Annotated in this window: 24 protein-coding genes; 11 read left to right on the top strand and 13 right to left on the bottom strand. The window is 70.7% G+C overall.

What is annotated here, in order from left to right; genetic code table 11:
- The first annotated feature begins 16 nt into the window (after positions 1-16).
- Both QZ607_RS02815 and QZ607_RS02820 read left to right on the top strand, forming a co-directional pair.
- Entirely contained in the window at positions 17-1,009 is a 993-nt protein-coding gene (locus QZ607_RS02815; protein ID WP_295879694.1) for a DnaJ C-terminal domain-containing protein, read from the top strand.
- A 3-nt stretch (positions 1,010-1,012) separates the two neighbouring features.
- A complete protein-coding gene (locus QZ607_RS02820; RefSeq protein WP_295879427.1) occupies positions 1,013-1,354 on the top strand; it encodes a chaperone modulator CbpM in 342 nt (113 codons plus the stop codon).
- Positions 1,355-1,550: 196 nt separating this feature from the next.
- Here the strand turns inward: QZ607_RS02820 and QZ607_RS02825 are convergent, their stop codons facing one another.
- The 3 genes from QZ607_RS02825 to gatC all read right to left on the bottom strand — a co-directional run bounded on the left by QZ607_RS02825 (position 1,551) and on the right by gatC (position 4,963).
- Positions 1,551-3,086: a sulfatase-like hydrolase/transferase gene (locus QZ607_RS02825; RefSeq protein WP_295879429.1), complete on the bottom strand. Its 1,536-nt coding sequence runs from the start codon at positions 3,084-3,086 to the stop codon at positions 1,551-1,553.
- Between the two features lie 26 nt (positions 3,087-3,112).
- Entirely contained in the window at positions 3,113-4,600 is a 1,488-nt protein-coding gene (gatA, locus tag QZ607_RS02830) for an Asp-tRNA(Asn)/Glu-tRNA(Gln) amidotransferase subunit GatA (protein ID WP_295879432.1), read from the bottom strand.
- 75 nt (positions 4,601-4,675) lie between these two features.
- Positions 4,676-4,963, bottom strand: coding sequence for an Asp-tRNA(Asn)/Glu-tRNA(Gln) amidotransferase subunit GatC (gene gatC / locus QZ607_RS02835; RefSeq protein WP_295879435.1), 288 nt, complete (start codon positions 4,961-4,963; stop codon positions 4,676-4,678).
- A gap of 210 nt (positions 4,964-5,173) precedes the next feature.
- On the opposite strand from gatC, the gene mltB reads away from it, so the two are divergent.
- The 5 genes from mltB to lipB all read left to right on the top strand — a co-directional run bounded on the left by mltB (position 5,174) and on the right by lipB (position 9,725).
- The gene (mltB, locus tag QZ607_RS02840; RefSeq protein ID WP_295879436.1) at positions 5,174-6,226 is read left to right on the top strand and encodes a lytic murein transglycosylase B; all 1,053 of its coding nucleotides are present in this window, start codon (positions 5,174-5,176) and stop codon (positions 6,224-6,226) included.
- A 52-nt stretch (positions 6,227-6,278) separates the two neighbouring features.
- The gene (locus tag QZ607_RS02845) at positions 6,279-7,262 is read left to right on the top strand and encodes a septal ring lytic transglycosylase RlpA family protein (protein WP_295879437.1); all 984 of its coding nucleotides are present in this window, start codon (positions 6,279-6,281) and stop codon (positions 7,260-7,262) included.
- Between the two features lie 152 nt (positions 7,263-7,414).
- Complete coding sequence (locus tag QZ607_RS02850) at positions 7,415-8,623, top strand: D-alanyl-D-alanine carboxypeptidase family protein (RefSeq protein WP_295879438.1); 1,209 nt, start codon at positions 7,415-7,417, stop codon at positions 8,621-8,623.
- 99 nt (positions 8,624-8,722) lie between these two features.
- Positions 8,723-9,007, top strand: coding sequence for a DUF493 domain-containing protein (locus QZ607_RS02855; RefSeq protein WP_295879439.1), 285 nt, complete (start codon positions 8,723-8,725; stop codon positions 9,005-9,007).
- A 28-nt stretch (positions 9,008-9,035) separates the two neighbouring features.
- On the top strand, positions 9,036-9,725 hold the full coding sequence (lipB, locus tag QZ607_RS02860; protein WP_295879441.1) for a lipoyl(octanoyl) transferase LipB: 690 nt from the start codon (positions 9,036-9,038) through the stop codon (positions 9,723-9,725).
- Between the two features lie 15 nt (positions 9,726-9,740).
- Here lipB and QZ607_RS02865 read toward each other — a convergent pair whose 3' ends face one another.
- Genes QZ607_RS02865 through QZ607_RS02900 form a run of 8 tightly spaced genes read right to left on the bottom strand, consistent with a single transcriptional unit; the run spans position 9,741 to position 17,814 of the window.
- Positions 9,741-11,057 carry a DUF58 domain-containing protein gene (locus QZ607_RS02865; RefSeq protein ID WP_295879443.1) on the bottom strand — a complete coding sequence of 439 codons (1,317 nt, stop codon included), beginning with the start codon at positions 11,055-11,057 and terminating at the stop codon, positions 9,741-9,743.
- 24 nt (positions 11,058-11,081) lie between these two features.
- On the bottom strand, positions 11,082-12,068 hold the full coding sequence (locus QZ607_RS02870; protein ID WP_295879445.1) for an AAA family ATPase: 987 nt from the start codon (positions 12,066-12,068) through the stop codon (positions 11,082-11,084).
- Positions 12,065-13,282, bottom strand: coding sequence for a DUF4350 domain-containing protein (locus tag QZ607_RS02875; protein ID WP_295879446.1), 1,218 nt, complete (start codon positions 13,280-13,282; stop codon positions 12,065-12,067). Before QZ607_RS02875 ends, QZ607_RS02870 begins: the two co-directional genes overlap by 4 nt.
- Entirely contained in the window at positions 13,275-14,723 is a 1,449-nt protein-coding gene (locus QZ607_RS02880) for a DUF4129 domain-containing protein (protein ID WP_295879449.1), read from the bottom strand. Before QZ607_RS02880 ends, QZ607_RS02875 begins: the two co-directional genes overlap by 8 nt.
- Positions 14,714-15,805, bottom strand: a complete 1,092-nt coding sequence (locus QZ607_RS02885; protein ID WP_295879450.1) for a stage II sporulation protein M — start codon at positions 15,803-15,805, stop codon at positions 14,714-14,716. Before QZ607_RS02885 ends, QZ607_RS02880 begins: the two co-directional genes overlap by 10 nt.
- Complete coding sequence (locus tag QZ607_RS02890; RefSeq protein WP_295879452.1) at positions 15,802-16,614, bottom strand: RDD family protein; 813 nt, start codon at positions 16,612-16,614, stop codon at positions 15,802-15,804. The genes QZ607_RS02885 and QZ607_RS02890 overlap by 4 nt, the downstream gene beginning before the upstream one ends.
- Positions 16,615-16,634: 20 nt before the next feature.
- Positions 16,635-17,219, bottom strand: coding sequence for a chorismate pyruvate-lyase family protein (locus QZ607_RS02895; RefSeq protein WP_295879454.1), 585 nt, complete (start codon positions 17,217-17,219; stop codon positions 16,635-16,637).
- Between the two features lie 13 nt (positions 17,220-17,232).
- Complete coding sequence (locus QZ607_RS02900) at positions 17,233-17,814, bottom strand: hypothetical protein (RefSeq protein WP_295879457.1); 582 nt, start codon at positions 17,812-17,814, stop codon at positions 17,233-17,235.
- Positions 17,815-17,881: 67 nt separating this feature from the next.
- On the opposite strand from QZ607_RS02900, the gene QZ607_RS02905 reads away from it, so the two are divergent.
- A complete protein-coding gene (locus QZ607_RS02905; protein ID WP_295879459.1) occupies positions 17,882-18,406 on the top strand; it encodes a TrmH family RNA methyltransferase in 525 nt (174 codons plus the stop codon).
- A gap of 250 nt (positions 18,407-18,656) precedes the next feature.
- Positions 18,657-18,854, top strand: coding sequence for a hypothetical protein (locus QZ607_RS02910; protein ID WP_295543633.1), 198 nt, complete (start codon positions 18,657-18,659; stop codon positions 18,852-18,854).
- 506 nt (positions 18,855-19,360) lie between these two features.
- On the opposite strand, the gene QZ607_RS02915 is transcribed toward QZ607_RS02910, so the two are convergent.
- Positions 19,361-20,329, bottom strand: coding sequence for a L,D-transpeptidase family protein (locus QZ607_RS02915; protein ID WP_295879462.1), 969 nt, complete (start codon positions 20,327-20,329; stop codon positions 19,361-19,363).
- A gap of 32 nt (positions 20,330-20,361) precedes the next feature.
- Between QZ607_RS02915 and QZ607_RS02920 the strand changes: the two genes are divergently transcribed.
- The gene (locus QZ607_RS02920) at positions 20,362-22,476 is read left to right on the top strand and encodes a translation factor GTPase family protein (RefSeq protein ID WP_295879465.1); all 2,115 of its coding nucleotides are present in this window, start codon (positions 20,362-20,364) and stop codon (positions 22,474-22,476) included.
- Between the two features lie 154 nt (positions 22,477-22,630).
- Here QZ607_RS02920 and QZ607_RS02925 read toward each other — a convergent pair whose 3' ends face one another.
- Positions 22,631-23,344 (bottom strand): PEP-CTERM sorting domain-containing protein, encoded by a 714-nt coding sequence (locus QZ607_RS02925; RefSeq protein WP_295879468.1) that lies wholly within the window; start codon positions 23,342-23,344, stop codon positions 22,631-22,633.
- Positions 23,345-24,080: 736 nt separating this feature from the next.
- Here QZ607_RS02925 and prsT point away from each other — a divergent pair.
- Positions 24,081-26,828 (top strand): XrtA/PEP-CTERM system TPR-repeat protein PrsT, encoded by a 2,748-nt coding sequence (gene prsT, locus QZ607_RS02930; protein ID WP_295879471.1) that lies wholly within the window; start codon positions 24,081-24,083, stop codon positions 26,826-26,828.
- Positions 26,829-26,937 lie beyond the last annotated feature (109 nt).

Raw genomic sequence — 26,937 nt, forward strand, 5'->3', positions numbered from 1 at the left:
CCAGCGCGAGGTCATCGTGGAATACAAGGACTACTACAAGATCCTCGGCGTCGCCCGCGATGCGAGCCAGGACGACATCAAGCGTGCTTATCGCAAGCTCGCGCGCAAGTACCATCCGGACGTGAGCAAGGAGCCGGATGCGGAGCAGCGCTTCAAGGAGGTCAACGAGGCCAACGAGGTGCTGAAGGACCCGGAGAAGCGCGCCCAGTACGATGCCCTGGGTACCGGCTGGCACGCCGGCGACGAGTTCCGCCCGCCGCCGGGCTACGGCGCCGCCGGTGGTGACGGCCGCCGCTGGCAGCGTGCCGAGCGCATGTCGCCGGAGGAGGCGGCGCAGTTCAGCGACTTCTTCTCCAGCATTTTCGGCGATCTCGGTGGCATGGGAGGCGGCGGCATGGGCGGTGATGGTGGCTTCGGCGGTCGTGCGGGGGGCTTCGCTTCCCGGGGTGCGGACCAGACGGCGCGGGTGCGCATCTCGCTCGAGGACGCCTACCATGGCGCCACCCGCCAGCTTAGCCTGGAGGTGCCGGAGATCGACGCCAAGGGCCGTATCCAGAGCCGCACCCGCACCTTGAATGTGCGCATCCCCGCCGGTGTCACCGAGGGCCAGCAGATCCGGCTCGCCGGGCAGGCGGGCGGCGGTGTCGGCGGGGGCGAGGCGGGCGACCTGTACCTTGAGGTGGAATTCGCTCCGCATCCCGTCTTTCGTGCCGAGGGCCGGGACATCCATCTGCGCCTGCCCATCGCGCCCTGGGAGGCGGCGCTCGGCGCCACTGTGTCGGTGCCGACGCTCGGCGGCAAGGTGAGCCTCAAGGTGCCGGCGGGCGCGCAGAGCAATCAGCGCCTGCGGCTCAAGGGCCGCGGGCTGCCCGGCAAGACACCGGGGGATGAGTACGTGCAGCTGGAAATCGTCAATCCGCCGGCGACCGACGCGGGCGCCCGGGCCGCCTTTGAGGCCCTCGCCGAGCGGTTCAAAGCCTTCAATCCACGCGCCAAGCTGGGGGTCTGAGCCATGACACAGCCGCAAGCGGGCATCCAGGGGGAGCTCCTCGACGAGCAGCGCGCGCTTGCCCTCGCCGAGCTCGCGCAGGTCTGCGGCGTGAGCGTCGAGCAGGTGCGCGCCATGGTGGCGGAGGGCATGCTGCAGCCGCGGGGTGCGGCGCCCGAGCAATGGGTCTTCCGCGCTGTGGAGGTCGTTCGTGTGCGCCGGGCCGTGCGCCTGCAGCGGGACCTGGAGCTGAACCTGCCCGGGGCCGCACTGGCGCTCGAGCTCATCGACGAGATCGAGCGCTTGCGCTGTCGGGTGACCCGGCTGGAGCAGCATCTCGGCGCCTGGTCGGACGCCGATGATTGAGCGGGCGAGTTGGGTCGCGCGCGCCCTGGGAGACAGGCCACGGCCGTGCCCATTGACGTAATCGGTCGTTCTCCCAGGAGCTGCGCCGACGACGCCGTGCGCTGCTGGGCTGCCGCCCGCGCTTATCGCGGCAGCGCTGTGCCGCGCGAGCTTCGGAGCTTGACCGCCGGCACTTGATCCCGGCAGTTGGCCGCTTTCACATTGCTGCGCTCTCGGCTTGGGGCGGCGCTTGGGCCCCGCTGGAGGGCGCGGTCTCCGCATAGGTCGCGTATTCGGACGTGAGCGGGTCCTGGGTTCGGCGCATTTCCGTCAGCATCATGTGCCGATAGCGTTGGACCGTCGTCGGCTCCTGCGCCGAGATTTCATTCAGCGAATAGCGGTCTGCGGCGTGGTACAGCTCCTCCGGCTGACGCCGGTGGATCTTGCTCCAAAGGCGTTCGAGGTCAGGGTCGGCGCCTGCGCCGGCTTCGATCGCACGACCGGTCGGGTTATTGGTCAGGTAGCGCTGGAAGCCTTCGTCGCCTAGTGCCCAGTGGTTATAGATGTAGGAGAATGCGCCGTCGTGCACGGCGCGCATGGGATACTGGTGCCGATAGGTGAAGGCACGATCGCGCGGCAGATCGGCCGGTGCCTGACGCAACAGGCTGGTCCCGTCGAGTCCCTCCGGTGCGGCTATATCGAGCAGATCGAGCACCGTCGGCAGCAGATCGACGGCGCGGACATACTCCGTGGATGCCTTGCCGGCGAGCTCCGGATGACCTGGGTAGGCGATCATGAGGCTGGCAAGTGTGGAGTGGCGATAGACATTGCCCTTGCCTAGGGGCATCGCGAGGCCGTTGTCTGTGAGAAAGATGATGAGCGTGTTGTCGGCGTCGCCGCTCGTCCGCAATTGATCCAAAATGGCCTGAAATGAGCGATCCGCCCGCATACAGGAGGTGTAGTAGCTCGCAAGCTCGGCCCTGACCTCCGGCAGATCGTGTAGATAGGGGGGGATGAAAACTGTGTCCGGGTCCACGGCGATTTTGGCATCCGGATGACCGCTGTAGGCGATGTCCGGATACGCAGCTTCGAGCCCCAAGCCGCGCACGGCGGCGCGTGCCCGCGAATGCAGCCAGGAGCTCCAGGTCCGCTCCTCCGGGCTGCCCGCCCAGGGGCGATGCGGGTCCTCGATGTTGGCCAGGATGCAGAATGGCCGCTGCTGCGCGTGTGCCGCAGTGATGATCGCCTCGACATGGTGGGCGAAGCGCTCCGGACTCCGGGCGCTCATGAACATGTTGCGGTCGACGATGTGATCGATTGCATCGTGCCGGGATGGAATCGTATGGCTTAGCTTTCCCATCAGTCCGACGTAGTAGCCGTGCCGGGCGAGTATCTCCGGCAAGGTTGTTACCCTCGGCTTCAGGCTGCCACCAAAGGTCATTTGGCCGTGTCGGTGCGGAACGCGTCCCGTCAGTATCGAGGTGCGCGACGGAAAGCACTCGGAAATCAACACATGGCCGTTCAGATAGGTCGTTGCCACATCGGCGAAGGCCTTGAGGTTGGGCATGTAGCCGAGGCCATGATGGCCGAAGATATCGTTGGTCATGGCCGACAGGTCATCGACGGTAATGAGGACGACATTCGGCTTCTCCGATCGGCTCCGGACGCGCTTTTCCGCGCTGCTGTTGCGCAAGAGGCCCACCGATGCAATGCTGCCGGCGAGCAGTTGCGTGAAGCGTCTGCGATCGATCATCTGATCCCCTTCAGTTGCCATTCTCTCTAATCACGCGCTCCCGTCTCACTGGGCGGGCGTCGTGGGGCAGCCGCTGGAACAGCCCGATGCCAATCCGTCGCCTGCTGCAGCCGGTGGGCGATGTTCAGGAGCCGCCCCTCGGCGAAGTAGTTGCCGATCATCTGCAGCCCCGCCGGCAGGCCGTCCACCGGCGCCACCGGCACCGAGAGGCCAGGCAGCCCCGCCAGGTTGGTGGCGATGGTGTAGATGTCGTTCAGGTACATGGCCACCGGGTCGTCGGTCTTGGCGCCGAGCGCAAAGGCCGTGGTGGGGGTGGTGGGGCCCATGATCACGTCCACCTGCTCGAAGGCGCGGCGGAAGTCGTCGGCGATAAGCTGCCTCAGTTGCTGGGCCTTCAGGTAGTAGGCGTCGTAGTAGCCGGCGGAGAGGGCATAGGTGCCGATCATGATGCGCCGCTTGACCTCGGCGCCGAAGCCTTCGGCCCGGCTGCGCTTGTACAGGTCCTCGAGATCCTTCGGCGCCTCGCAGCGGTGGCCGTAGCGCACGCCGTCGAAGCGCGCGAGGTTGGACGAGCACTCCGCCGGAGCCACCACGTAGTAGACCGGCACCGACAGCGGCGCATTGGGCAGATGCATGTCCACGAGCGTCGCCCCCTGCCGCTCCAGCTCCGCCAGCGCCGCGCGCACGGATGCCTCGACCCCGGCATCCAGCCCTTCGCCGAAGTACTCCTGCGGCAGACCGATGCGCAGCCCTTTGATGTCCTCACCCAGCGTGGCCGCATAGTCCGGCACCGGCGCCTCCGCGCTGGTGGAGTCCCGTGCATCGAAGCCGGCCATGGCCTGAAGCACCAGCGCCGCGTCCGCCGCCGAGCGTGCCAGCACGCCCGCCTGGTCCAGGCTGGAGGCGAAGGCGATCATGCCGTAGCGCGAGCAGCGCCCATAGGTGGGCTTGATGCCGGTGATGCCGCAGAAGGCCGCCGGCTGGCGGATGGAGCCGCCGGTGTCCGTGCCGGTGGCGGCGGCGCAGAGGCCCGCGGCCACGGCCGCCGCCGAGCCGCCGGAGCTGCCGCCGGGCACGCGCCCGGTGTCCCAGGGGTTGCGCACCGGGCCGTACCAGCTGGTCTCGTTGGACGAGCCCATGGCGAACTCGTCCATGTTGGCCTTGCCGAGCATCACGACGCCGGCGGCCCCGAGCCGCTCGACGACGGTGGCGTCGAAGGGCGGGATGAAGTTGTCCAGCATGCGCGAGCCGCAGCTGGTGCGCACGCCCTTGGTCAGGAAGATGTCCTTGTGCGCGATGGGGATGCCCGTGAGCGGTCCGCCGGCGCCGGCGGCGATGTGCCGGTCGGCGGCGTCGGCCACGGCGAGGGCCGTGTCGTGATCCACCGTGATATAGCTGTTGAGCGCCGGGTCCAGGCGCCCGATGCGGTCGAGAAAGTGCGCGGTGAGCTCGCGGCTGGAGAAGCGCTTCGCGCGCAGGCCCGCGGCGAGGTCGGCGATGGACTGGTCGTGCATGGGTGGTGGCGGCAGGGATGCGGTGGGACGGCGCCGGTGGCTGGGTGGGACGACCGGCGGCGGGCTGGCCCGGGGCTACTCGATGACCTTGGGTACCAGGTAGAGGCCGTCCTCGGTGGCCGGCGCCACCGCCTGGAAGGCCGTGCGCTGGTCCGCTTCGGTGACGGCGTCCGGGCGCAGGCGCTGGGCCATGTGCAGCGGGTGCGCCATGGGCTCCACGCCGGCGGTGTCCACGGCGCTCATCTGCTCCACCAGCTTGAGGATGTTGGAAAGCTCAGCGGCGTAGGCGTGAAGATCCGCCTCCGCCACCTGGAGCCGCGCGAGGTGCGCGATCTTGGCGACGTCTTGACTGTCGAGGGCCATGGGGTCGGGTGCTCGGAATGTCGGCGAAAGCGCAACGCTACCATAGGGGCGGCCGGGGGTTAATCGGAACGCCCGCGGCGCCCCGCGGTGACGGCATGGCGCTGGTGCCGCGGCGGCTGGGATTCTCAGGCAGAAACTGATTTTGAAATAGAGACTTCTGGCCTATACTGGAAGTTGCTTATCAGCCTTTCGCGCCAAGCCGCTCATCGCATGCGATCCACTGCCTCCTCCTTCCTGACGGTTGCCGCGGGCGCGCTCGTGCTCGCCGCCGCGGGCCTGGACCCGCCGGCGGCGGCGGACGTGCCGGCTGCCTACGCTGCCGGCAGCCGCGCCTTTGTCGCCGACATGGCGGACAGCCTCGGTTACGGCCGCGACGAGCTCGCCGCGCTCATGGCCCAGGCCCGCTATCGGCAGGACATCATCGACGCTATGAACCGCCCCTACGAGGCCAAGCCCTGGCGGGAGTACCGGCAGCTCTTCCTGACCCCGGAGCGCATCGACGGCGGCGTCGCCTTCCTGGGCGAGCATGCGGACCTCTTACGCCGGGTGGAGGCAGCCTACGGCGTGCCGCCTGAGATCATCACCGCCATCATCGGCATCGAGACCAACTATGGCGGCACCCTCGGCAGCCACCGCGTGCTGGACGCGCTCAGCACCCTGGGCTTCGCCTATCCGCGGCGGGCGGCGTTCTTCAGCAAGGAGCTGGGTGAGTTCCTGCGGTTGGCGCGGGAGGAGGACGTGGACCCCGTCGCGGCCAAGGGCTCCTATGCCGGCGCCGTGGGCATGCCGCAGTTCATCCCCTCCAGCTACCGGGCCTATGCCGTTGACTTCGACCAGGACGGTCGCCGCGACCTTTGGGACAGCCCCGCTGACGTGCTCGGCAGCGTCGGCAATTACCTGGCCCAGCACGGCTGGCGGCGCGGCGGCCCGGTGGCCGCGCCGGCGCTGCTTAAGGCGGGTCCGCCGGCGGGTGTCCCCGTCGCCGAGAAGCGCCCGGCGCCGCCGGAGCAGACCCTCGCGGCGCTCAACGCAGCGGGCGTTGTGGCAGACACCGCGATGCTCGCCGCGGCGCCTGCGCCGGACACCCGGGCGGCGCTGCTGGCGCTCGACGGCGACGGCACCGAGTACTGGCTCGGCTTCCAGAACTTCTATGCCATAACCCGCTACAACCACAGCAATCTGTATGCAATGGCCGTGCTCGAGCTGAGCCGCGAGATCGCGGCGCGCGCGCAAACGACGGGTGGCGACGATGCGGCCGGCTGAGGTGCGCCGGCCCGGTGCGGTCCGGCGCCGCCACGGCGCGCGGTGGCTGCGGTTGCAGGCGCCAGCGCTCCTTTGCGCGCTCGCCGTCGCGCTCCTGCTCGCCGGCTGCGGCGGCGGCGCTAAGCAGGGCGTCGTCCGCCTCGACGATGTGCCGGGCCCCGAGCCGCGGGTGGAGCCCAAGGCGCGCTACGGCAACATGCAGTCCTATGTGGTCTTCGGCCGGACCTACTACCCCAAGTCCACCAGCCGCGGCCATGTGGAGCGCGGCATCGCGTCCTGGTACGGGCCCAAGTTCCATGGCCGCAAGACCTCCAGCGGCGAGCGCTACGACATGCACCAGCTGACGGCGGCCCATAAGACCCTGCCCCTGCCCACCTATGCGCTGGTCACCAACCTGGAGAACGGGCGCAACCTGATCGTGCGCATCAATGACCGGGGACCCTTCGTCGGGGATCGCGTCATCGACCTCTCCTACGCCGCGGCCAAGCAGCTCGGCATGGACAAGAAGGGCTTGGCGAAGGTCCAGGTGACCTCCATCGACCCCAGGGACCACGACGGCAAGGTGCCGAAGACGCTGCGCGTCGCCAGCGCTGAGCTGGAGCGCTATCGGGCGCGGCGGGGCGCTGAGACGGCCGACGCCGGTGCTGCCCGCGCCGGGCGCGCGGCGTCTGCGCCAACGCCGGCGGCACGCACCGGGCAGCGCCGGACCGCCGCGGCCGACCCCGCGCCGCCCGGCTTCTCCCGGGCGGCGGCCCCCACGCGCACGCCCGAGGCCAGACCCGCGGTCACCGGTGGCGGCTGGTACCTCCAGGTCGGTGCCTTCGGCACCCGCGCCAATGCCGAGCAGATGCGCCGGCGCCTGGGCGGGCAGGTGGCTGCCCCCGTGAGCATCGCCGACACGGCGGCGGACCCCGACGGCGACGCGGCGCTGTTCCGGGTGCGCGTGGGCCCGGTGGGCGGGCGTGCGGATGCCGAAAGGCTCGCCTCCGAGCTGGCGGCGCTCGGCATCGGGCCCGCGCTGGTGCTGCCGCGCTGAGGGGCGCCTGCGCGCAGTGGCAGGCCGGGTGACCCGCCTCCCGGCCCACCAGCCGCCCGTCGGTATCCCCGCGCCTGTGCCGCCCCGGCGGCACGGGTAGAATGCGGCCGAGATGCGCCCGGGCATCACACGTGCCAGCCAGCCGAGTCGCCATGCTTAACAAGGCCCGTTTTCATCGTCTCCTCTCAAGTCTTGATCGCCCCCGCCTGCTCCGCATCAGCCTGGCGCTGGTGCTCGCCCTGGCCGTCGGCGTCCTGTCCGCCACCGTCGCCGCGCAGCCGCCGACCCAGGGTGTGGACATCCCGGACCCGCCCAGCCTGAACGCCCGCGGTTACCTGCTGGTCGACTACGACAGCGGCGCCATCCTGGCCGAGCACAACGCCGACGAGCCCCTGGAGCCCGCGAGTCTCACCAAGATCATGACCGCCTATGTGGTCTTCCGCGAGCTCGCCGCCGGCAACCTTCAGCTCGCCGACGAGGCCCTGGTGAGCGAGAAGGCCTGGCGCACCGGCGGCTCCAAGATGTTCATCGAGGTGGGCAAGCGGGTCAGCATCGAAGACCTGCTGAAGGGCATGATCGTGCAGTCCGGCAACGATGCGAGCGTCGCGCTCGCGGAGCACATCGCCGGCGCCGAGGACAGCTTTGCGGACATGATGAATCGCGAGGCCGCCCGGCTCGGCATGACCCGGTCCCACTTCGTCAATGCCCCCGGCCTGCCGGACCCCGAGCACTACACGACGCCGCGCGACATCGCCAGGGTGACCGCCGCCATCGTCCGCGAGTTTCCCGAGTATTACGCCTGGTACTCGCTGCCGAGCTTCACCTACAACGACATCGAGCAGTCCAACCGCAATCGTCTGCTGGCGCTGGACCCGAGCGTGGACGGCGTCAAGACGGGGCATACCCAGGCCGCCGGCTATTGCCTGGTCACCTCCGCCGAGCGCGACGGGCGCCGGCTCATCTCGGTCGTGATGGGCACCGCGAGCGACGCGGAGCGCGTCGCCGACAGCCAGGCACTGCTGAACTACGGCTTCAACTTCTTCGAGACGCATCGGCCGTTTCCCGGCGGCGAGCCGTTGGAGACGCTGCGCGTCTGGGGCGGCGACACGCAAAGGCTGCCGGTGGGACCGGCGCGGGATCTCTACATTACCATCCCGCGCGGACAGTACCCGGTGCTGAGTGCAGCGCTGAAGCCGGCGGGAGAGATCACCGCGCCCGTAGGCTGGGGCGATGTGGTGGGGGAGATCGTGTTTCGGCTCGACGAGACCGAGATCCGCCGCGAGCCCGCCGTGGCGCTGGCGGACGTGGGGCGTGGTAATTTTCTGCAGCGGAGCTGGGACGCGGTGCTGCGGCTCTTCTGAGCGCTGCGGTCAGCGCCGGGTCGAGACGGCGCCCCGCCGCCCCAAGCTGTACCGGCACATGAAGCCAGAGACGCCGCACCCAAGTCCCCGAGCATCGCCGTGACCAACCAACAGCCGCAAACCGACGCCGAAACCCTGCTGGAATTCCCGTGCACCTTTCCCATCAAGGCCATGGGCGCCGCCGACACGGACATCGAGGCCGTCGTGCTGGACATCCTGCACCGCCACGCGCCCGGCTTCGATCCGGACGCCGTCACCACCCGCGCCAGCCGCGGCGGCAAGTGGATCAGCGTCACCGCGCGCATCCGGGCGCAGAGCAAGCCGCAGCTGGACGCCATCTACCGCGAGCTGAGCGCCCACGAGCTGGTGGTGTACGCGCTCTGACGCCTCGCCGCACCGGCTCCCGCGCTCGATGACAGGCACCGATCCGGCGCCGCGCGCCCTGCGGCCCTGCCGCCTGGGGCGTGTCCCCTATCACGACTGCTGGCGCGCCATGCAGCGCTTCACCGACGCCCGCACCGCCGCCACGGACGACGCGCTCTGGCTCGCGGAGCATCCCCCCGTGTTCACCCAGGGGCAGGCCGGCCGTGCCGAGCACCTGTTGCAGCCGGGCGAGATCCCGGTGGTGCAGACGGACCGCGGCGGCCAGGTCACCTATCACGGACCGGGCCAGCGCATTGCCTATGTGCTCGTGGACCTGCGCCGGCTGAAGCTCGGCGTGCGTCGGTTCGTGGAGGCCTTGGAGGGGGCGGTCATCGATGTGCTCGCGGACTTCGGCGTTGCCGCCGAGGCCCGTGCCGATGCGCCGGGCGTCTACGTGGCGGGGGCCAAGATCGCCTCCGTGGGACTGCGTGTGCGCCACGGCTGCACCTACCACGGCATCGCGCTGAACCTGGATCTGGACTTAAGCCCGTTCCGCCGCATCAATCCCTGCGGTTTGACGGGGATCGAGATGACGCGCCTGGTGGACCTGGTGCCGCCGGCTGAGGTTGCTCGCGTGGACATGGATGCGCGGCTCGCGGCGGCGGTGGCGGGGCGTCTGGGGCTCAGGCTCAGGGCCGCCGAGGCCGACTGTGCGGGCCGGGCGCTTCAGGCCCCCTGATCAGCCCCGGGCTGATCAGAGCATGGCCGAGCGCTTGATGCTGCCGTAGGCGTTCACCAGCGCGGCCGGGAGCTGGTCGGGCCGCAGGTCCAGCACCCGGCAGCCCAGGTGCTTGAGGCGCTCGTGCTGGCGTGTGCGTGCCTCCAGGTAGCCGTGGATGGCGTGAAAGCGCAGCGCGTCGGCCTGCGTGTGCACGGGGTCCGCCAGTGCCGCGTCCAGGGCCGCCTCCCGCAGGTTGGCCACCAGCACCAGGTGCTTGCGCCGCAGCACCGAGACGGCACGCAGCAGCTCGGGCTGGTCCTCGTCGCGGCTGTTGGTGAGGAGCACCACCAGGGCGCGGCGTGGCTGGCGCTGAAGCAGGGTCTGGGCCGCGGCCAGCGGGTCCGCGGCGGCCAGGGACGGCTGCAGGTCGAAGAGGTTGCGCAGCAGGCGCTGCACCGTATCCGGTGCACGTCGCGGCGGCAGCCAGCGCTCGCCGCCGCCGTAGGCGAGCAGGCCCACGGCGTCGCCCTGGCGCACCGCCACATAGGCCAACAGCAGCAGGGCGTTCAGGGCCTCGTCCAGGTGCGAGTGACCGGCGCGGTCGCAGTGGCGCATGCGCCGCCCGCAGTCGAGCAGGAACACCAGCCGCTGGTCGCGCTCGTCCTGATACTCGCGGGCGATGGGCTTGCGCATGCGCGAGGTGGCCTTCCAGTCGATCTGCCGCAGGCTGTCGCCGCGGCGGTACTCCCGCAACTGGTGGAATTCGGCGCCGATGCCGCGGCGGCGCTGCCGACGCACGCCGAGGCCCGCCAGATGGTCGCTTGCCGCGAGCAGCGTCCAGTGCCCGATCTCGGCGAAGTTCGGGTAGATGCGCACGGCCTGCGCCGGTCCCGTGCGCCGGCGCCGGCCCCACAGGCCAAGCGGCGAGTGGAGCCTGAGCTCGCAGCCGGCGAAATGCCGCAGGCCGCGGCTCGGCGCCCGGAGTCGATAGCTGAGCCTTGCGCGGTCGGCGGCTGTCAGGTCCAGGCGCGCGGGCAGGCCCGAGGTCTCGGCGTCCGGCGGGTGCAGATCGTGCAGATCGAGGCGCAGCCGCCGGGATGCGGCGTTGACCAGCGTCAGGTCCAGGTCGCACCAGACGCCCTGGGGCAGGATGCCGGCCACCCGGCGCTCGATCCGTGGTACGGGCGTGGCGAGCAGCAGCCACAGATCGGCGCCGGCGAGCCCCGCCAGCACCACCCCCGTCGCCTGCCAAGCCTGGAGCAGACCGGGCAGCCAGGCGGCGCCGAGGCCGATGGCCGTCCAGGCGCCTGCGGCGAGCAGCAGGGCCCGGCCGGGGCTCAAGCCGGCCATGGCCGCCTGCGGTGCGGTGCGGCCTCAGGCACGCGGGGCATCCACGGCCGCCAGCAGCTCCGCCAGCACGTCATCCGGCCGCCAGCCCTCGATCTCCAGCTCGGCGCCGAGGCGTACGCGGTGGCGCAGCACCGCCGGGGCCATGGCCTTGACATCGTCCGGGCTCACGTAGGCGTTGCCGGCGAGCAGCGCGTGGCCGCGCGCCGCCCGCACCAGGGCCACGGCGGCGCGGGTGCCGGCGCCGCTGTCGAGCCCCTGCCAGTCGCGCGTCGCCCGCACCAGCCGCAGGGCGTAGCCGAGCACCGCATCATCCAGCGTCAGCGCCGCCGCGGCGGCCTGCACCTCCAGCACCTGGGCCGGCGCCATCACTGCGCTGACGGCGGACAGGTCCAGCCCGTCGCCCACGCGGCCGGCGGTGACGGTGCGCACCACGCTGAGCTCGTCGTCGGCGCCCGGATAGTCGATGTAGGATTTGAGCAAAAAGCGGTCCAGCTGCGCCAGCGGCAGGGGATAGGTGCCCTCCTGCTCGATGGGGTTCTGTGTGGCGAGCACCAGGAACGGCGGCGTCAGCGCCAGTGACTGCCCTTCGATGGTCACCTGCTGCTCCTGCATGGCCTCCAGCATCGCCGCCTGGGTCTTGGCCGGGGCGCGGTTGATCTCGTCACCGAGCAGCACGTTGCAGAACACCGGGCCGCGGCGGATGTGGAACTGCTCGCTCTGCATGTCGAAGATGGCGTGCCCGGTGATGTCGGCGGGCATCAGGTCCGGCGTGAACTGCACCCGCGCGAAGCGTCCGCCGAGGGCCTGGGCCAGCGCCCGCACCAGCAGCGTCTTGCCCATGCCGGGCAGCCCCTCCAGCAGCACATGGCCGGCGGCGGCAAGGGCCACCACCACCTCGCGCACCACCTGCCGCTGGCCCAGCACGGCGCGGTTCACTTGCGCTTCGACCTGGGTCAGGGCGTCGCGGGCGGCGGCGAGCTGCTCCGCCGGGGGTGGGGTCGCTGTGGTCATGGGGTGATGCGTGCGTGCTTGCTTGTCGGTGTATGCGGGGGCGCGGTGCCGGCGGCCGGCGGCCGCGCCCGGGCCAGGCGCTGCAGCGTCGCGGTGACGTGCAGGAGTCCCGCCGTGTCGCCCACCGGGCCGTAGAGCGCCGCCTGCACCTGGGCCGCCTTGAGCCCGGTCCGGGCGGCGATACGCTCCGCCCGACCGGCCGCGTCGAGCTGCTTCAGCTGCGGGTGCCGCCCGAGCCAGCGGCGCTCCAGCCGGCGCCGGGTCTGGGCCACAAGCAGCCCACCGCGCCCGTGGCGCCAGCCGAAGTCGCCCGCCGCCTGCAGGTGCTCCAGCAGATCGCGTCGGCCGGTGTCGGGTGCCGGCAGCAGTGGGCCGAGGCGCCGGCCCAGGTGCCACAGCAGCAGCACCAGCAGCAGCGCCGCGGAGACGACGGCCGCCGGGGCGGTGCGCCACAGCAGGGCGGGCAGCGACGGCACCGAGACATCGTGCAGCAGCCGGACGGCGTCGCGGTTCGCGGTGAGCAGTGCCAGCGCCAGGGCGTGGTCATGCGCGCCGATGCCGGTGTTGCGCAGCCACTCGGTGTCGCTCACCACGATCAGCCGGCCGGCGCCCACGGCGTAGATGATGAGCCTTGCCCGGCCGTCGGCGCTGGCCTCGCCCACGGCGCGGCCGTGGCGGTCTTCCAGGTACCAGGTGGGCTCGAAGGCGATGCGCAGGGGCTGCGACTGGTCCGGCAGCCGCAGCTCGGCGACGACTTCATCGGTGCTTGCCGCCGCGGCATCGCGCCGCAGCACGGCGCCGAAGCGGGTCAGAAACTGTGTCTCCTGCGACCTGTCCGCGTCGCCGTCGAGATGCACCGCCTCCACCAGCAGGTGCCCGCCGGCGCTGAGCCATGCGTGCAGTCGCTCGCGGCGGGCCGCGTTCAGCACCGGCAGGCCATCGATGATGATCATGTCCGCGGCGCCCGGCAGTTGGCGCAGCAGCGTGCGGCCCTGGTCGCTGCGGGCATCGACGCCGCTTGCGGTCAGGAAGCGCTCGGCGGCCAGGAAGGGATTGGCACGGGCCTGCGCCGAGGCGCCCGTCGGGACCTCACGCACCCGGCGCTCGAAGTGCTCCGTGAACCAGAGCCAGCCGCCGAGGGCGAGCACGGCCCCGACCACCCAGAGCACCCAGGCGGCACCGCTGGAGGCCCGGTGGCGACGGGGCTCAGCCACGGCCGCCCGCCGGCGCGAAGGTGTCCTGATCCTGGAGCAGCGCGGTGACCGCGGCGGGCTCGAGCGGCCGGTGCCCGTAGGCCACCGCCTGCCAGGCGCCCACCACTTGCTCCAGGTAGGCCAGCCGTCGCGGCTCGCCGAGCCTGCGTGCCGCGCGCAGGCAGTCCTGCTCGGTGGCGCTGTCCGGCAGCTCCACGCCCGCGGCGCGCAGGTGGCGCAGCTGCTCGCGGTAGAGCAGGGCCAGGGCGGCGCGGACGTCGCCCGCGGCGAGCAGCCGCCGCACTGCCGCCGGCAGGTCCGCGGGCGGCGGCCCGGCGTCTGCCTCCGCAGGCGCGACCTGCGCGCCCGGCTGCTCCGCCGGCGCGCTGTGCTGTCGGCGCCCTGCGGCCAGGTCCCGGACCAGGGGCAGGGCCAGCAGGGCCAGGGCCACGGCAGCGGCGATGAGCAGCAGCCATTTCATGCCTTCCGCCAGCGCCTGGATGAGCCAGGCGGGCAACTGCGCCTGCACCCGCGGCTCGTCCGGCTGCGCGTCGTCATCCCCCACATAGACCCAGACCTGTGCCTCCCGGGTACCGCCGAAGTCCGGGTGGGCCAGGACGGCCTCGATGCGCGCTTCGGCCTCGTCGCTGGTCATGGTCGTCGCCGTGCCGGAGGCCGGCAGCAGCACCGCCAGCAGCAGTACGGCGGTGCTGCCGGGCCGCAGGCGGCCCGTGCGGCGTGTGGCCCGGGCACGGCGGAAGGCCAGCTCCAGGTCCCAGGCCTCCAGCTCCGTGCGCCGGCCGAGATACAGCGCAAAGCCCGCAGCGACGTAGCAGGGCGCGATGACGGACATGGCGAGCACCATGCCCAGGCTCGCGATCCAATAGGGTGCGGAGCCGGTGTCGAAGATGGCCGCTTCCAGGTCCGGCGTGGGCAGCCCCTCCGGCACCAGGAAGGCGAGCAGCAGCAGCCCCGAGAGCCAGAGGATGGCCTCCAGGTGGACGCAGACCAGGGTGAGCCAGCCGGCGGCGCCGGTGCGCAGCACCCGCAGCCGCTGCCCGCGGGCGCCGCCGCGGGGGGCCTCCAGCAGGGTCACGGCCATGTTGAAGCTGCGCCCCATGCCGATGCGCCGCCACAGGAGCTGCGGCCACAGCCGCGGCGGCAGGGCCCGCGGCAGGCTGCGGGCCGCGGCGGGCAGGGCGAGCTGCTCGCCGAACAGCGCGCGGCTCAGCCAGTGGAGCGGCAGCGCCTCGAAGGCGGGCTTGCACCACCACACCAGCAGCAGCCACAGGTCCGGATGGCGGTGCAGCGGGACGAGCGCCGCCAGCGCCAGCGGCGCAGCGGTGAGCCACCAGCACAGCCACAGGGGCAGGAACCAGGTGCGCGCCAGCGCGAAGCCCAGGTCGATGCTCTCCCAGGGGCTGCGGGGGCGTGCCGTGGCGGTCATGCGGCTCAGGTCCATGGCCGGGCTCCGGTGGCGTGTGCCTGCCGCGGGCGCTGGCTTTGCGCCTGCTGTACGCGACCGGGCTGCGCCGCCGCGCGCTGCCAAGGGTCGTGTTTGTCAGGCGCTGCCGTGCCGCGCCCGGCGAGCAGCAGATAGGCGCCCACCAGCAGCCAGCCGGCCGCGCCGACGCCGTACTTCACCGCCGGCGGCACCCCGGCGGTGGCGGACCAGAAGGCCTCCACCACCGCCGCCAGCACCAGCAGCGCCATGGCCCCCAGCACCAGCGGCACCGCCTCCGCGGCACGCACGCGCAGGGCCGCGCTGCGGGTGCGGCGGCCGGGTGCCAGCAGGGCGCTGCCGAGCAGCAGCCCGGCGGTGCCGGCGACGGCGATGCCGGTGAGCTCCAGGCTGCTGTGACCGCTGACGAAGGACCAGAAGGGCGTGCCGAAGCCGAGCTGGGTCAGGTGCCCGGCCACGGCGCCGATGACGAGCCCGTTCATCACCAGCACGAAGCCGCTGCCCGCGCCGGCAAGCAGGCCCCAGGCGAAGGTGCGCAGGGCAATGCCGACATTGTTCCAGACATAGAACCCGAACATCTTCACGTCCTCGTCCGCCTGGCGGGCGGGGGTGCGGCCGGGCTTGTCGTTGGTGGGGTCGTACATGGACTCGTACTGCGCCACCTGCTCGCCGTCGAGCAGGCTGTGGATCAGCGTCGGGTCAGCGGCGCAGGCGAGGCCCATGGCGAGCATGGGGCCGAAGAAGAGCGCACTGGCGAGCCAGAACAGCCCGGCATGGCGGCGCAGGGCCTGCGGAAAGCCGCGGGCGGCGAAATCCACCAGCAGGCGCGGCCAGTGCGGGCGCGGGCGATAGAGCTGACGGTAGCCGCGGCGCACGAGCGTGTGCAGCCGGGACACGAGCCCGGGGCTGTAGCCGCGCGCGCGGGCTATGGCGTAATGGCCGCTCACGGCGCGCAGCAGCCGGGGCAGCCGCTGCACCGGTACGGCCGGGCCCGGCGGGCGCCGCGCCTCCAGCGCCGCCAGCAGTGTCTCCAGGCGGCGCCAGGTGCCGGCGTGGGTCGCCTCGAAGACCTGTTGTCTCATGGCGCGCGCTCGCCCGCGGCGGTGCTGGCGGCGGTGCTGGCGCCGGCCGGCGCAGCCTGCGGCGCGGTTGCGGCAGCCGGCGGCGTGTCCACCGCCGACTTGCCGCGGCTGATCCAGTTGGCGACGCCGAGCAGCGTCGCCGCGGGATCGGCGTCCGCTGTGGCTCGGGTGTCGAAGCCGGCCAGGGCCGCGAGCTCGGCACGTCGGGCCGGTGACAGCCGCGGGCTGCGCTCGGCGAAGGCGAGCACAGCCTGCTGCGTGGCCAGGTCCAGCGGCACCGGCGGTGGCAGCGGCGGATGGGCCGGCAATGTCGCCGGCAGCGGCGGCTCGCGGTGGATCACCAGGGTCCCGGCGGCGAGGTCGCCGAGCCGGCGGAAGTCCCGGTCCACCAGGCAGGCCACCAGTCCGACGCCATAGAGCACCGGCAGAAAGTCCACGCCCCGCAGCAGGTTGCGGAGCAGCGATGCGGACGGCGCCACCGGGGTGCCGTCGGCGTGGACCACCAGGAGCCCCATGGCCCGCTTGCCGGGCGTGGCGCCGCGGTGCAGCTCGAAGAACACCGGATAGAGCCACTCCAGCAGAAACAGCGCGAGCAGCAGCAGGCCGGTGCCGATGCCGGCGAGGCCGGCGAGCGGTGTCAGGGCCAGATAGACGCCGCCGCGAATGGCGAGATCGATACCGAAGGCGAGCGCACGGGGCACGGGCCCGGCGAGGCGGAGCGTGATCTCGACGCCTTCCGGGGTCTCGCGGCGGCGCAGCGTGTCAATGGCGCCCCCCGCGGCCTGGTCCTCGACCTCCGGCTCCGTCATGCCTGCTTCCGGCTGCGGCCTCAGCGGTACAGCGGCAGCGGGAAGGTCTCGGTGATGAGGATCACCGGCTCGCCCGCGATGATGATGCGATAGGTGCGGAACACCGCCTTATCGGCGTCGCTGTCCGGCTCGATGCCGACCTCCAGCACCTCCCGGTAGCTCTCCAGCCCGCTGTCGCGGATGAGTGCGCCGATGCCGATCTCGCGGTCGATGAGCCGTCTGCGGAACTGGGCCGGGATGAGCCCGGTGCGGATCACGGAGAAGGCATTGGCGAAGGCCTTGCCGCTGTGCGCCCCGCGCAGCCGGGCACGGCGCACCATAATGCGCTCGCCGCGCTCGATGTGGACCCAGGGGATGTCGTCGGCGGCCTCGACGAACTCCTGGCGCAGGGTGTCCACCACCACCGGCTCCCAGAAATAGGCCTCGATGATCTTGGTGACCGTGCCGTCCGTCACCAGCAGCGCCCGCAGGAAGGGCGGCAGGCTCGCGATGGCCACGGGCTCCCCCGTGTCGCTCTGGATGGTGCCGTTGTGCACGAAGCCCTCGCAGCGGAACGGATTCGGGCCCGTGTGCGGCAGGGTTCTGCGATAGTAGCGCTCGACCATGGCGCGGCAGTGCTCAGGGCAATTTCATGATGAACAACACCCGGGTGCTCGGCGGCAGATGCTGACTGCGGTCGGTGGCCAGGTCCAGGCGATGCCGGTGCTGATCGTCCGGCAGGTGCTTGAGCGGACCGTGCCCGGTGGGTGTGTGGCGGTTGCGCAGCACCGGCGCCTCGCTCTCGCCGCGCACGCGGTGGTCGTGGTCGCGGCTGCCGAGGCGCTGGCCCACCGCCAGTGGGTCTGTGGTGCCGAGCAGCATGCGCCCGCGCAGGTCCGGTGTGCCCCTGGTGCCGTCGCAGATGGCCCAGCCGCGCTCGGCGAGCCAGTCGCGCAGCGCAGCATCGCTGCCCGTGAAGCCGCTCCCTGCGGGCACGAAGGCGATGATGCTGCCGGCGGGCAGGGTCGTTGGCGCCGGTGTCGTGGCCGCACGCGCTGGGGTCGGTGAGGGTGCATCCGCGCCCGCCGCTTCAAGCGGCTGCGCCGCCGCGCTGCCCCAGCCGGCGAGGCCGGCCGTGAGCAACAACGGCGCCGCAACGACTCGTGTGCGGCGTCGGACCCGCGAGCGCCGCCGCTGCCGGGTGGTCAGTACGCCTTGCATGGAAGGGGATGGCAGTGTCAAGCCGGTCTGGGTGCCGCGAGCGGGGTTGAGGATTGGGGAGTATGACATGAGCAGAAAGCGCAGCCGGCTCGACGCGCACGCGCGCTTCGAGCGCGAGCGCCGGCGCAACCTGCTGGCGCAGCCCGGCCCCGGCGAGTTGATCCTGGTGCTGGATCATCTCAAGCCCGGGTTCAATGTGGCAAAGATCTTCCGCTCCGCACAGGCCTTCGGTGTGCGCGAGATCCACCTGATCGACATCGGCCCCTTCGATCCGGCACCCGCCAAAGGCGCTCTGCGGGCGGTGCCGGCGCGGTTCTTCGCCGGTCTCGACGAGAGCCTGCGTCGGCTGCGGGCCGATGATTATTGCGCATTTCGGCTGCTCGCCGACGGCGGCGAGGCCATGCAGCGCGCCCGCCTGCCAGGGCGGTCGGCCTTTGTGCTCGGGCACGAGGAATTCGGCTTGAGTGCGGCGGCTGCCGATCTGCCGGCGCTCAGCATCGTACACCCTGGGGCAATGCAGAGCCTCAACGTCAGTGTGGCCGCGAGCATTGCGATGTACGAGTATTGCCGACAACATCCGGGGCCTGACTGAGTGGGTGTTGCAGGTAAGCGACAGAGTCCGTGGTATCGAGGCACACGGCACCATCGGGACTCCCCCGGTGCGCTCATGCAAGCAGCGCAATCCACCGGTGCATCGGAGTTTCGGCGGCTCTTTGGCCGGACGTTGTTGCGACACGACGCTGTTCGATTCTGCTAACATTCGCCGCCGAGGGTTCGGACCGGCCCTTGTCCTGTGATATAAATCAAATTGCCGATCGGCAACCTCAAACGGAGAAACCGCTATGACCAAGAACGTCAAGCTTGCGTCCCTGTCCGCCGCTGCCCTGCTGAGCGCGTCGCTGCTCGGCGGCTGCGCCACCGACCAGGAGGCCCGTGACATGGCTCAGGCAGCCATGGACGCCGCCAACGCCGCTCAGGCCTGCTGCGAGGCCAACGAGGAGCGCATCAACCGCATGTATCAGCGTGTCATGGCCAAGTAAGCAGTCGCTGCTTGGTCTCGGTGCCGGCCGTCTGCGAAAGCGGTGGACGGTCGGCACCCGTAAACGCGCTTCACCGACTGAGCCCATCCTCCAAACCCATCTTCCCCGGGGACTCATCTCCCCCCTCCGACTGGCACCCCCCCTGGGACTGTTCCGCCAGAGCCGGCGCCGCATCCTTCCCGGCTGCCGCAGCCTTCAGCCAGCCCAGTCCTCCGGCGCCTGTCCGCCGCGGGAATCGATCCAGACTCGCGCCCCCAGCCTTGATCCGCCCGCGCCGAGCCCCGCCGCCCCAAAACACCCCCGCCAACCCCCCCCGAAGTCGCTCGTTCTTACAGCACGCGGCCCTTTGCATCACTCCGGCCATCTTGGCCGCTGACTGGGCAGCCAGGCCATCCTGGCCTGAGTCATTCAGGGCTGGAGGCCCTGACTACGGAGGGCACGCCCGCGCTAAGGACGGAGTCGTGGTCAAGGCCCGGCACGCAATGTCGCCGGCCTTGACGCCTGTGTCAGAACACCGAGTCCAGCCGGTGCCAGCTCTCTGCGCCCTGGCGCACACCCACCAGACGCGGCAGGCCCGAGTTGTCCTGAAGCGTGCGGCGTACCTCGTTCCAGTCCACGGTGACGTCACCGGCGTTGGCGTACTTGGACGGGATCACCGCCTGCGGCGATGCTGCCGACTGCCCATCCAGAAGGTTGACCTCCAGGAACAGCTGATCGCCGCGCCACCCGACCTTGTACGGCTGGTCCACGATGCGCACCTGCGTGCCCGTCTTCACCTTGGGAAACAGGGCCTCGATGTCCTCCGGGTACATGCGCGTGCAGCCGGAGCTCACCGGCATGCCGACCCCCCAGGGCTTGTTAGTGCCATGGATCAGGTAGCTCGGGTTGCTGAGGCGCATGGCGTAGGCGCCGAGCGGGTTGTCCGGGCCCGCGGGCACCACGGCCGGCAGGGTCTCGCCGCGCTTTTCGTACTCGCGTCGAATGGACGCGGGCGGCGTCCAGGTGGGGTCCTTGATCTTCTCGATGACGGAATAAGTACCCACCGGCGTCTCCCAGCCTTCCCGGCCGATGCCCACGGAGAACACCTCCACCTCCGTCGGCGAGTGGTAGTAATAGAGCCGCTTCTCGGCGAGGTTCATCACCAAGCCATCGCGCGGGGCGTCCGGCAGCACGTGGAAGTCCGGCACCAGCACGTCCTGATTGTCGCCCGGAACCCACATATCCACGCTCGGGTTCGCCTGCTTCATCTCGTCGTAGCCGGAGCCGTAGAAGCGGCCGATGTCGAGCAGCGTGTGCTCGGCGTCGGTCTTTACATAGAAGGGCGTGCCGATGACACTGTCGCCCTCGTTGATGCGGTAGGTTTCGGCGTTGGCCGCCGTCGGCAGGGCCGCCGCCGCAGCCAGTGCTGCTGCCAATGTGGTCGCCGGCAGGGCGTTCAGCACGGCAGTGCCCAGCGTTCCTTTACGATCAAGCATTCGAGCTCTCCGTTGGGTTTCGTCAAAAGTCGATGAGCCGCCATTCGCACGCCAAGCCCGGGTCCAAGCCGGGCGGCAGCCCCACAAAACTGTCTGCCGTGCGCAACATCGGTGTCGCCGCGCACGTGGATGCCGGCAAGACCACCCTCACCGAGCGCATGCTCTTCTACACCGGCGCCTCGCACAAGATCGGCGAGGTGCACGACGGCGCCGCCCACATGGACTGGATGGCGGAGGAGCAGCAGCACGGCATCACCATCACCGCCGCCGTCACCAAGGCGCCCTGGCGGGAGCATACGCTGCAGGTGGTCGACACCCCAGGTCACGTGGATTTTACCATCGAGGTGGAGCGCTCCATGCGCGTGCTCGATGGGGTAATCATCGTGCTCGACGGCGTGCGCGGGGTGGAGCCGCAGACCGAGACGGTCTGGCGCCAGCGCTGCCGCTTCGGCCTGCCGGTGCTCTTCTTCGTCAACAAGATGGACCGGCCCGGGGCGGATTTCGAGCGTTGCCTCAAGGCCATCGCCGCCAAGCTCGACGTGACCCCGGTGGCCCTTACGGTGCCGGTCTTCGATAACCGGGGCAACGAGGAGCATGCGGTGGTGCATCTGCTGCACCGCACCCTGGTCCGCTTCGGCGGCGAGCAGGGAGAAGCGCTCACCACCGAGCCCTGCCCCGAGCACCTCTGGGCGCGCTGCGCCGGCCTGCACGAGACCCTGCTGCTCGCCGCTGCCGATGTGGACGAGACGCTGGCAGACCAAGTGCTTGCGGGCGAAGAGCCGGATACGGCGCAGGTCACCGCCGCGCTGCGCAAGGGCACCCTCGAGGGGCGCATTTTCCCGTGTCTCGGCGGCAGTGCGCTGCGCAACATCGGCGTGCAGCCGCTGCTGGACGCCGCCGTGGACCTGCTGCCGGCACCGCTGGACCGCCCGCCGGCGCTGGCCAGGCTGCCGGAGGGTGGTACGGAAGAGGTCGTCCTTGGCCCCGATGGCCCCCTCGCGGCCCTGGTGTTCAAGGTGCAGCTCTGGGACGGGCGCCGGCACTGCTTCGTGCGCGTCTACCGCAACCGGCTGCTGCCCGGGGATCGCGTCAGCTTCGTGGGCGCCGACGGCCAGACGGTCAGCGAGCACGTGGCCCGCATCTTCGACACTGACGCCGGGCGCAAGCAGCGCCTGGACGTCGCCGAGCCCGGCCAGATCGTGCTCCTTGCGGGGCTTAGGCACGCCGGCACCGGCGACACCCTCTGCGACCCCGACCACCTGCTGCTGCTGGAGCGCATCGATGCCCGCCAGCCGGTGCTGAGCCTCGCCATCGAGCCCGGCGCCGGCACCGACGAGGAAAAGCTGCTGGAGGCGCTGGACAAGGTCACCCAGGAGGACCCGACGCTGGCCGTCGCCGAGGACCCGGACACGGGCCAGCGTTTGCTGCGCGGCATGGGCGAGCTGCACTTGCAGATCGTGCTGGAGCGCCTGGCGCGGGAATTCGGCGTCGCCGTGCGCAGCGGCAAGCCCGCGGTGGCGGTGCGCGAGAGCATCACCGCCGATGCCGAGGTGGCGTTCACCTATACCCGCCCGCCCAGCCCGGACGGCAAACAGCCGGAGCTGGCGGCGGGTGCCCGCGTGCAGGTGCAGCCCGCCGCCCGCGGTGCCGGCAACCGCCTGGAGCTGGCGCCCAGTGTGCTGCCGGACGGCACCGAGCTGTCCCCGGATCAACTCGACGCCTTGCGCCGCGGGCTCACCCAGGGCCTCGCCGCCGGCCCCGGGCAGGCGGCACCCGTGGAGGACGTCAAGGTGACGCTGGCGGCGGTGGAGCTGTTCGGCACCCAAAGCACACCCGATGCCCTGGCCGCCGCCGCCGCCCGCGCCCTGGCCAAGGTCCTGTCTGCCGCCGGGCCCTGCCTCTTGCAGCCGGTGATGCGGGTGGAGGTGGTGGTGCCCGACGAGAACCTCGGCACCGTCCTCGGCGACCTCCAGCAGCGCCAGTCCGTCATCCAGGCCACGGATTCCAGCGACGGCACCGCGACCATCACCTGCGAGGTGGCCCTCGCCGAGTTGCTCGGCTATGCCACGGAGTTGCGCAGCCTGACCCACGGTCGCGGGCAGTTCAGCATGCAGTTTGTGCGGTTCGATGAGGTGGGCAGCGGTTAGTGCTGCGGTCGGCGCTCGCGGATGACGCTTGCGGCATGGCGTCGAGACGGGTGGACAAGGTGCAAAAAAAAGGCTCGTCGAGCGACGAACCTTGTGTTTGCGCACGGGCACCACGGGGGTGCCCTGCCCAGATTGGGGGCGCAGCAGGCGCGTGTTACGCGACCCGCTTCCGCCGCCGCAGGCCGAGACCGGCCAAGCCCAGCCCCAGCAGCGCCAGGGTGCCCGGCACAGGCACGGGACGCGGGCGGGTTTCGACCAGATCGATGGTCGCATCGTAGGCGTTCGGGCCGGTCACGCTCATCTGGATGACGTCCACCGTCGTGAAGACGGCGGGGTCGGAGAAGCTCGCGAACGGGATGAAGAAATCGTCGCCTTCAGAGCCGTTCGGGAAGCTGACAGACTCGGTGGACGAGCCGTTGACGGTGAAAGTGATGTCCAGCTCGTTGTCGATGGGCTCCGGAATACCCAGGAAGAAGCCGGTGGCGAGACCGCCATTGGTGAGGTCCAGGCCGCCCAGCGTGCCGCCGCCGTCCCAGGTGAGGGTGGCTGTGCCGGCGGCGGAGCTGGAGTTCGAGACCTGGAAATAGCCGGTAGAGGCCGAGACCGTGGCCGAAATCTCATCGGCGCCGTTGCCCGAGTTCGGGATGGTCAGTTCAGTGTCGCGGACGCCGCCGATGACGTCAGATGTGCTCAAGCCAGGCTGGTTGGTCGGGTTGTTGAGGTCGCTGCCGTCGCCGAAGGCGCGGATGGTCGAGCTGCCGAAGTAGGGGCCGACGTCGAAATTGTCGATGGTGACGGCATGTGCAAGGCCGCCGAGCAGCAGCAGGCCGGAAAAGCCGGCAGCCTGAGCCAGGTATTTTTGCGTCATGTTGAAAGTTCCCCTGTCTTGGGTTTTGTGGTCGCTTGCTATGAGCCTGGAAGTGCAATGGGGCCGGGACCCCCTAGGTCAGGGTTTTTGCCCTTCGCCTGATAGTAGCAATGCTGATGCCATGCGGCATAACCTACTGTCTTTAGTGGAGAAGAAACTGGTAATATGATAAGTGAATCCCTCATTTAAGCAAAACTGTAAAGAACTGCTACCACGGGCAAGCCCCAGACTCCTGGATAACGCACCGCAGCGCGAAGCCGGGGCTGCACGACAGCCCGGGCAGACACATGGATCTGCAAACGAAGCATCTGAGAAACAAAGGCTTACTGAGCGTATTGCGGGGTTGCCTCAGCTCTTGTGGGCGTCAGGACTTTTTACACTTCGGCGGCTGGATTGGTCGCTGGACAGAGAAAAGCTTGACCATGCGCGGGCTTGCCAGCGCCTGCGCTGCGGTGACCGCGACTCGCCTGATCGTCAGGTGTCCGCATGCGGTTTTGGTGTCGCCTCAGCGGCGCTTCGCCGGGTCCAGCGGCGGCTGCCGGGCGCTCTGTGGCTGGTTCCGACCCTGTTGGGCGAAGCCTCGGGGCCGGACAGTGTCCCTCTGGCCGCGCTTGGTCTTTGTCTGCGACACCGGGCGACCCCTGAGGTCTGACCATCTGATCAGGTGCTCATTGTAGGAGCGCATCGGGTAACATGCGGACGCTAGTCGCCACACTGCCTTAGCGGACGCCAAACCATGCGTATACCGGCAAGCTTTCTCGTCGCCGCGTTGACCAGCGCCGGACCCGCCGCCGCGGACGGCCTTGCCGACGCCGATCAGGCATGGCGGGAAGGGCAACTCCAGGAGTCGGTCGTGACGCTCAAGGCGCTGCTCCGCGAGGAGCCGAACAGCCTCGACGCGCGGCTGTTGTTGGCAAGGGTTTACCTGGATCTGCGCCAGGGGGCGGCGGCCGAGCAGGCGCTCAATCGGGTTCTGGGTGACGGTGCGAGCCAGCCGGCCGTCGCGTCGCTGACGGCGCGGGCGTTGCTGCTGCAACGCGCCTTCGGCAGGGCGCTGGACGCCCTTGACATCGAGAGCGAAGCCGCCAGCGCGGGAGACCGCGCTGAGCGGCTCGCCCTGCGCGCGCAAGCGTATCGTGGCATGGACGATCTGGAGCAGGCCCAGATCGCCGTGGACAAGGCCCTTCAGCTCGCCCCGGACAGCACCGAGGCGTTGATCGAGCGCGCTCGACAGGAGGTCGCACTGAAGGCGCCCGAGCGTGCGCGAGAGACCCTCGATCAGGCGCTGAAGATTGCACCTGACGCCGCACCCGTGCTGGTCGCCGCCGCCGAGCTGGCGGTGACGGAGCGCCGCTTCGAGGACGCCGAGCGCTGGCTCACGCATGCGCTCATCAGTACCCGCGCCCGCTGGTGGGCCTATTACCTGCGCGCCTTGAGCCGCATCGAGCAGGGTGAGCTGGACGCCGCCCGTATGGACCTGGACGCAGGTCGCGCGCAGTACCCCGGTTTTCTCGGCTTCGATTATGCGGCGGCGCGCCTCGCCCTCCAGGCAGGAGACGTCCGGGCGGCGCTCTCCGACGTGGAGCGCTTCCTCAAGGCCAACCCCACGGAGCCCGCTGCCAACCTGGTCGCGGCCCGCGCCGCGCTCATGAGCGGGCAACTGGAGCGTGCACGCATCTATGTGGACGCCCATCTGAGCGTGGTGTCCGATTCCCGCCAAGGCATACTGTTGTCGGCGCAGATCGCAGCCGCCACGGGGGACATGGAGACGGCCGAGCGTATCCTCGCGCCGCTGCTGGCCGAGCCCGAGGCGGCTGCCGATGCGCAGCGCGCGCTCGGCGCCATAAGGCTGTCACAGGGGGATGGAGCGGGCGCGGTGGAAGCGCTGCGCGCCGCGGTGCAGCTGCTGCCGGACGACGCGGGTCTGCGCGTGCAGCTGGCACGGGCCCTGATGCAGACCGGTGACACCACCGCCGCGGGCCGCGCACTGGATGCCGCGCTGACAACCGAGCCGCAGCACGCGCCGGCGCTGCTGGAGCGGGTGCGCCTGGCCGCGCAAACGGGTGACACCGACGCCGTGGTGGAGACCGCCGAGACCTTCCTGCGCCTGCACCCGGACAGCCCCACGGCGTTGACCGCCGCGGCGGCGGCGCGCGCGCGAAGCGGCGATACGCAGGGGGCGCGCGCTGCCCTCGAGCAGGCGCTGTCCATTGACCCTGGGTTCGTCGAGGCCGGCATGAACCTCGCGCGGCTGGAGCTCGCCGCCGGCGATGTGCAGGCGGCGCGCGAGCGCCACGAGGCACTGCTCACGCAGGCGCCTGGCAACGTGGAGGTGATCGCAGCGCTGGCGCAGCTCGACATTGCGGCGGGTGACAAGCAGGCCGCCATCAGTCGTCTGGAAGCGGCACTCGCCGAAGCGCCGGACTCCCTCGTCCTGCGGCGCAACCTGGCCCGTGGCTACCAAAGCCTGGGGCGCCTGGACGACGCGGTGGCCTTGCTGCGGGCCTTGCCGCCGTCGGTGCGGGTGACCGACGACCTGCTGCGGGAGCGGGCCGCCGCGGAGCTGCGCAGCGGCGATCTCGACGCCGCAATCCTGACCTATGAATCCCTGGTCCAGGCGGCGCCCACCGATGCTGCGGCGCGCTATCAGTTGGCGGCGGTGCTGGCAGAGTCCGGCAAGCCTGCCACGGCGGCGGATGCGCTGCTGCGGGCCTTTGAGCTGGACCCCGGGCACGCCGCGGTGAGCGAGGTCATTGGCAGGGTTCTGGAGAGCACCAACGACGGCGATGCGCGGGAGCGGCTCCTGGACAGCCTTGCGCGCAGCGGCGGCAATGCGGCGGTGGTGCGCCTGTTCCGTGCCCGGCACCTGCGTGAGCTGGGTGATGTCGCGGCAGCGCGGGAGCTGCTCGATGAGCTGGATGCGACAGCCGTGGATGAGCGCCGCTTCGTTGAAGTACTGGTGCGTGAGCAGAAGGGGGTGGGTCGCACCGAAGCGGCCGTTGGCACCGCCCGCGCATGGCTGGCCGATCAACCCGAGGATGTGGTCATGCGGCGGCGCCTCGCGCAGCTCCTTGCCGAGCAGGGCGACACTGACGCCGCCGTCACCGCCTACCAGGCCGTGCTCGAGCGCGCGCCGCAGGATGCGACCGCGCTCAACAATCTGGCATTCCTGCTGCTGGAGACGGCGCCGGAGCAGGCGCTCACGCTCGCGCAGCGTGCGCGGGCTGCGGCGCCCAATTCACCCGCCGTCGTCGACACTCTGGGTGTGGCGCAGCTCGCCACCGGGCGCACCGAGGCCGCCGTGGAGACGCTCAGCGCCGCCCATGAGCAGATGCCGAACAACCTGGATGTGACCCTGCATTACGCCCGGGCGCTGACGGCGGCCGGGCGCCGGGCCGAGGCGCGGCAGCTGCTCCTGCCCATCGCCGACAAATCGTTCTCCGGCGCCGAAGAGGTCCAGCAGCTGCTGCGTACGCTGAACTAGGCAACGACCGTGGCGATGGGGGCCGGCTCCGGGCAGGGCCGGGAGGCACCCCCACCGAGGCCAAGCGGCACCAGGCGTCGTCGGGTCGAGCCCGACTGCCGTTGCTATA

It is taken from the genome of uncultured Thiohalocapsa sp. (assembly GCF_913063425.1).
GTDB lineage: Bacteria > Pseudomonadota > Gammaproteobacteria > Chromatiales > Chromatiaceae > Thiohalocapsa.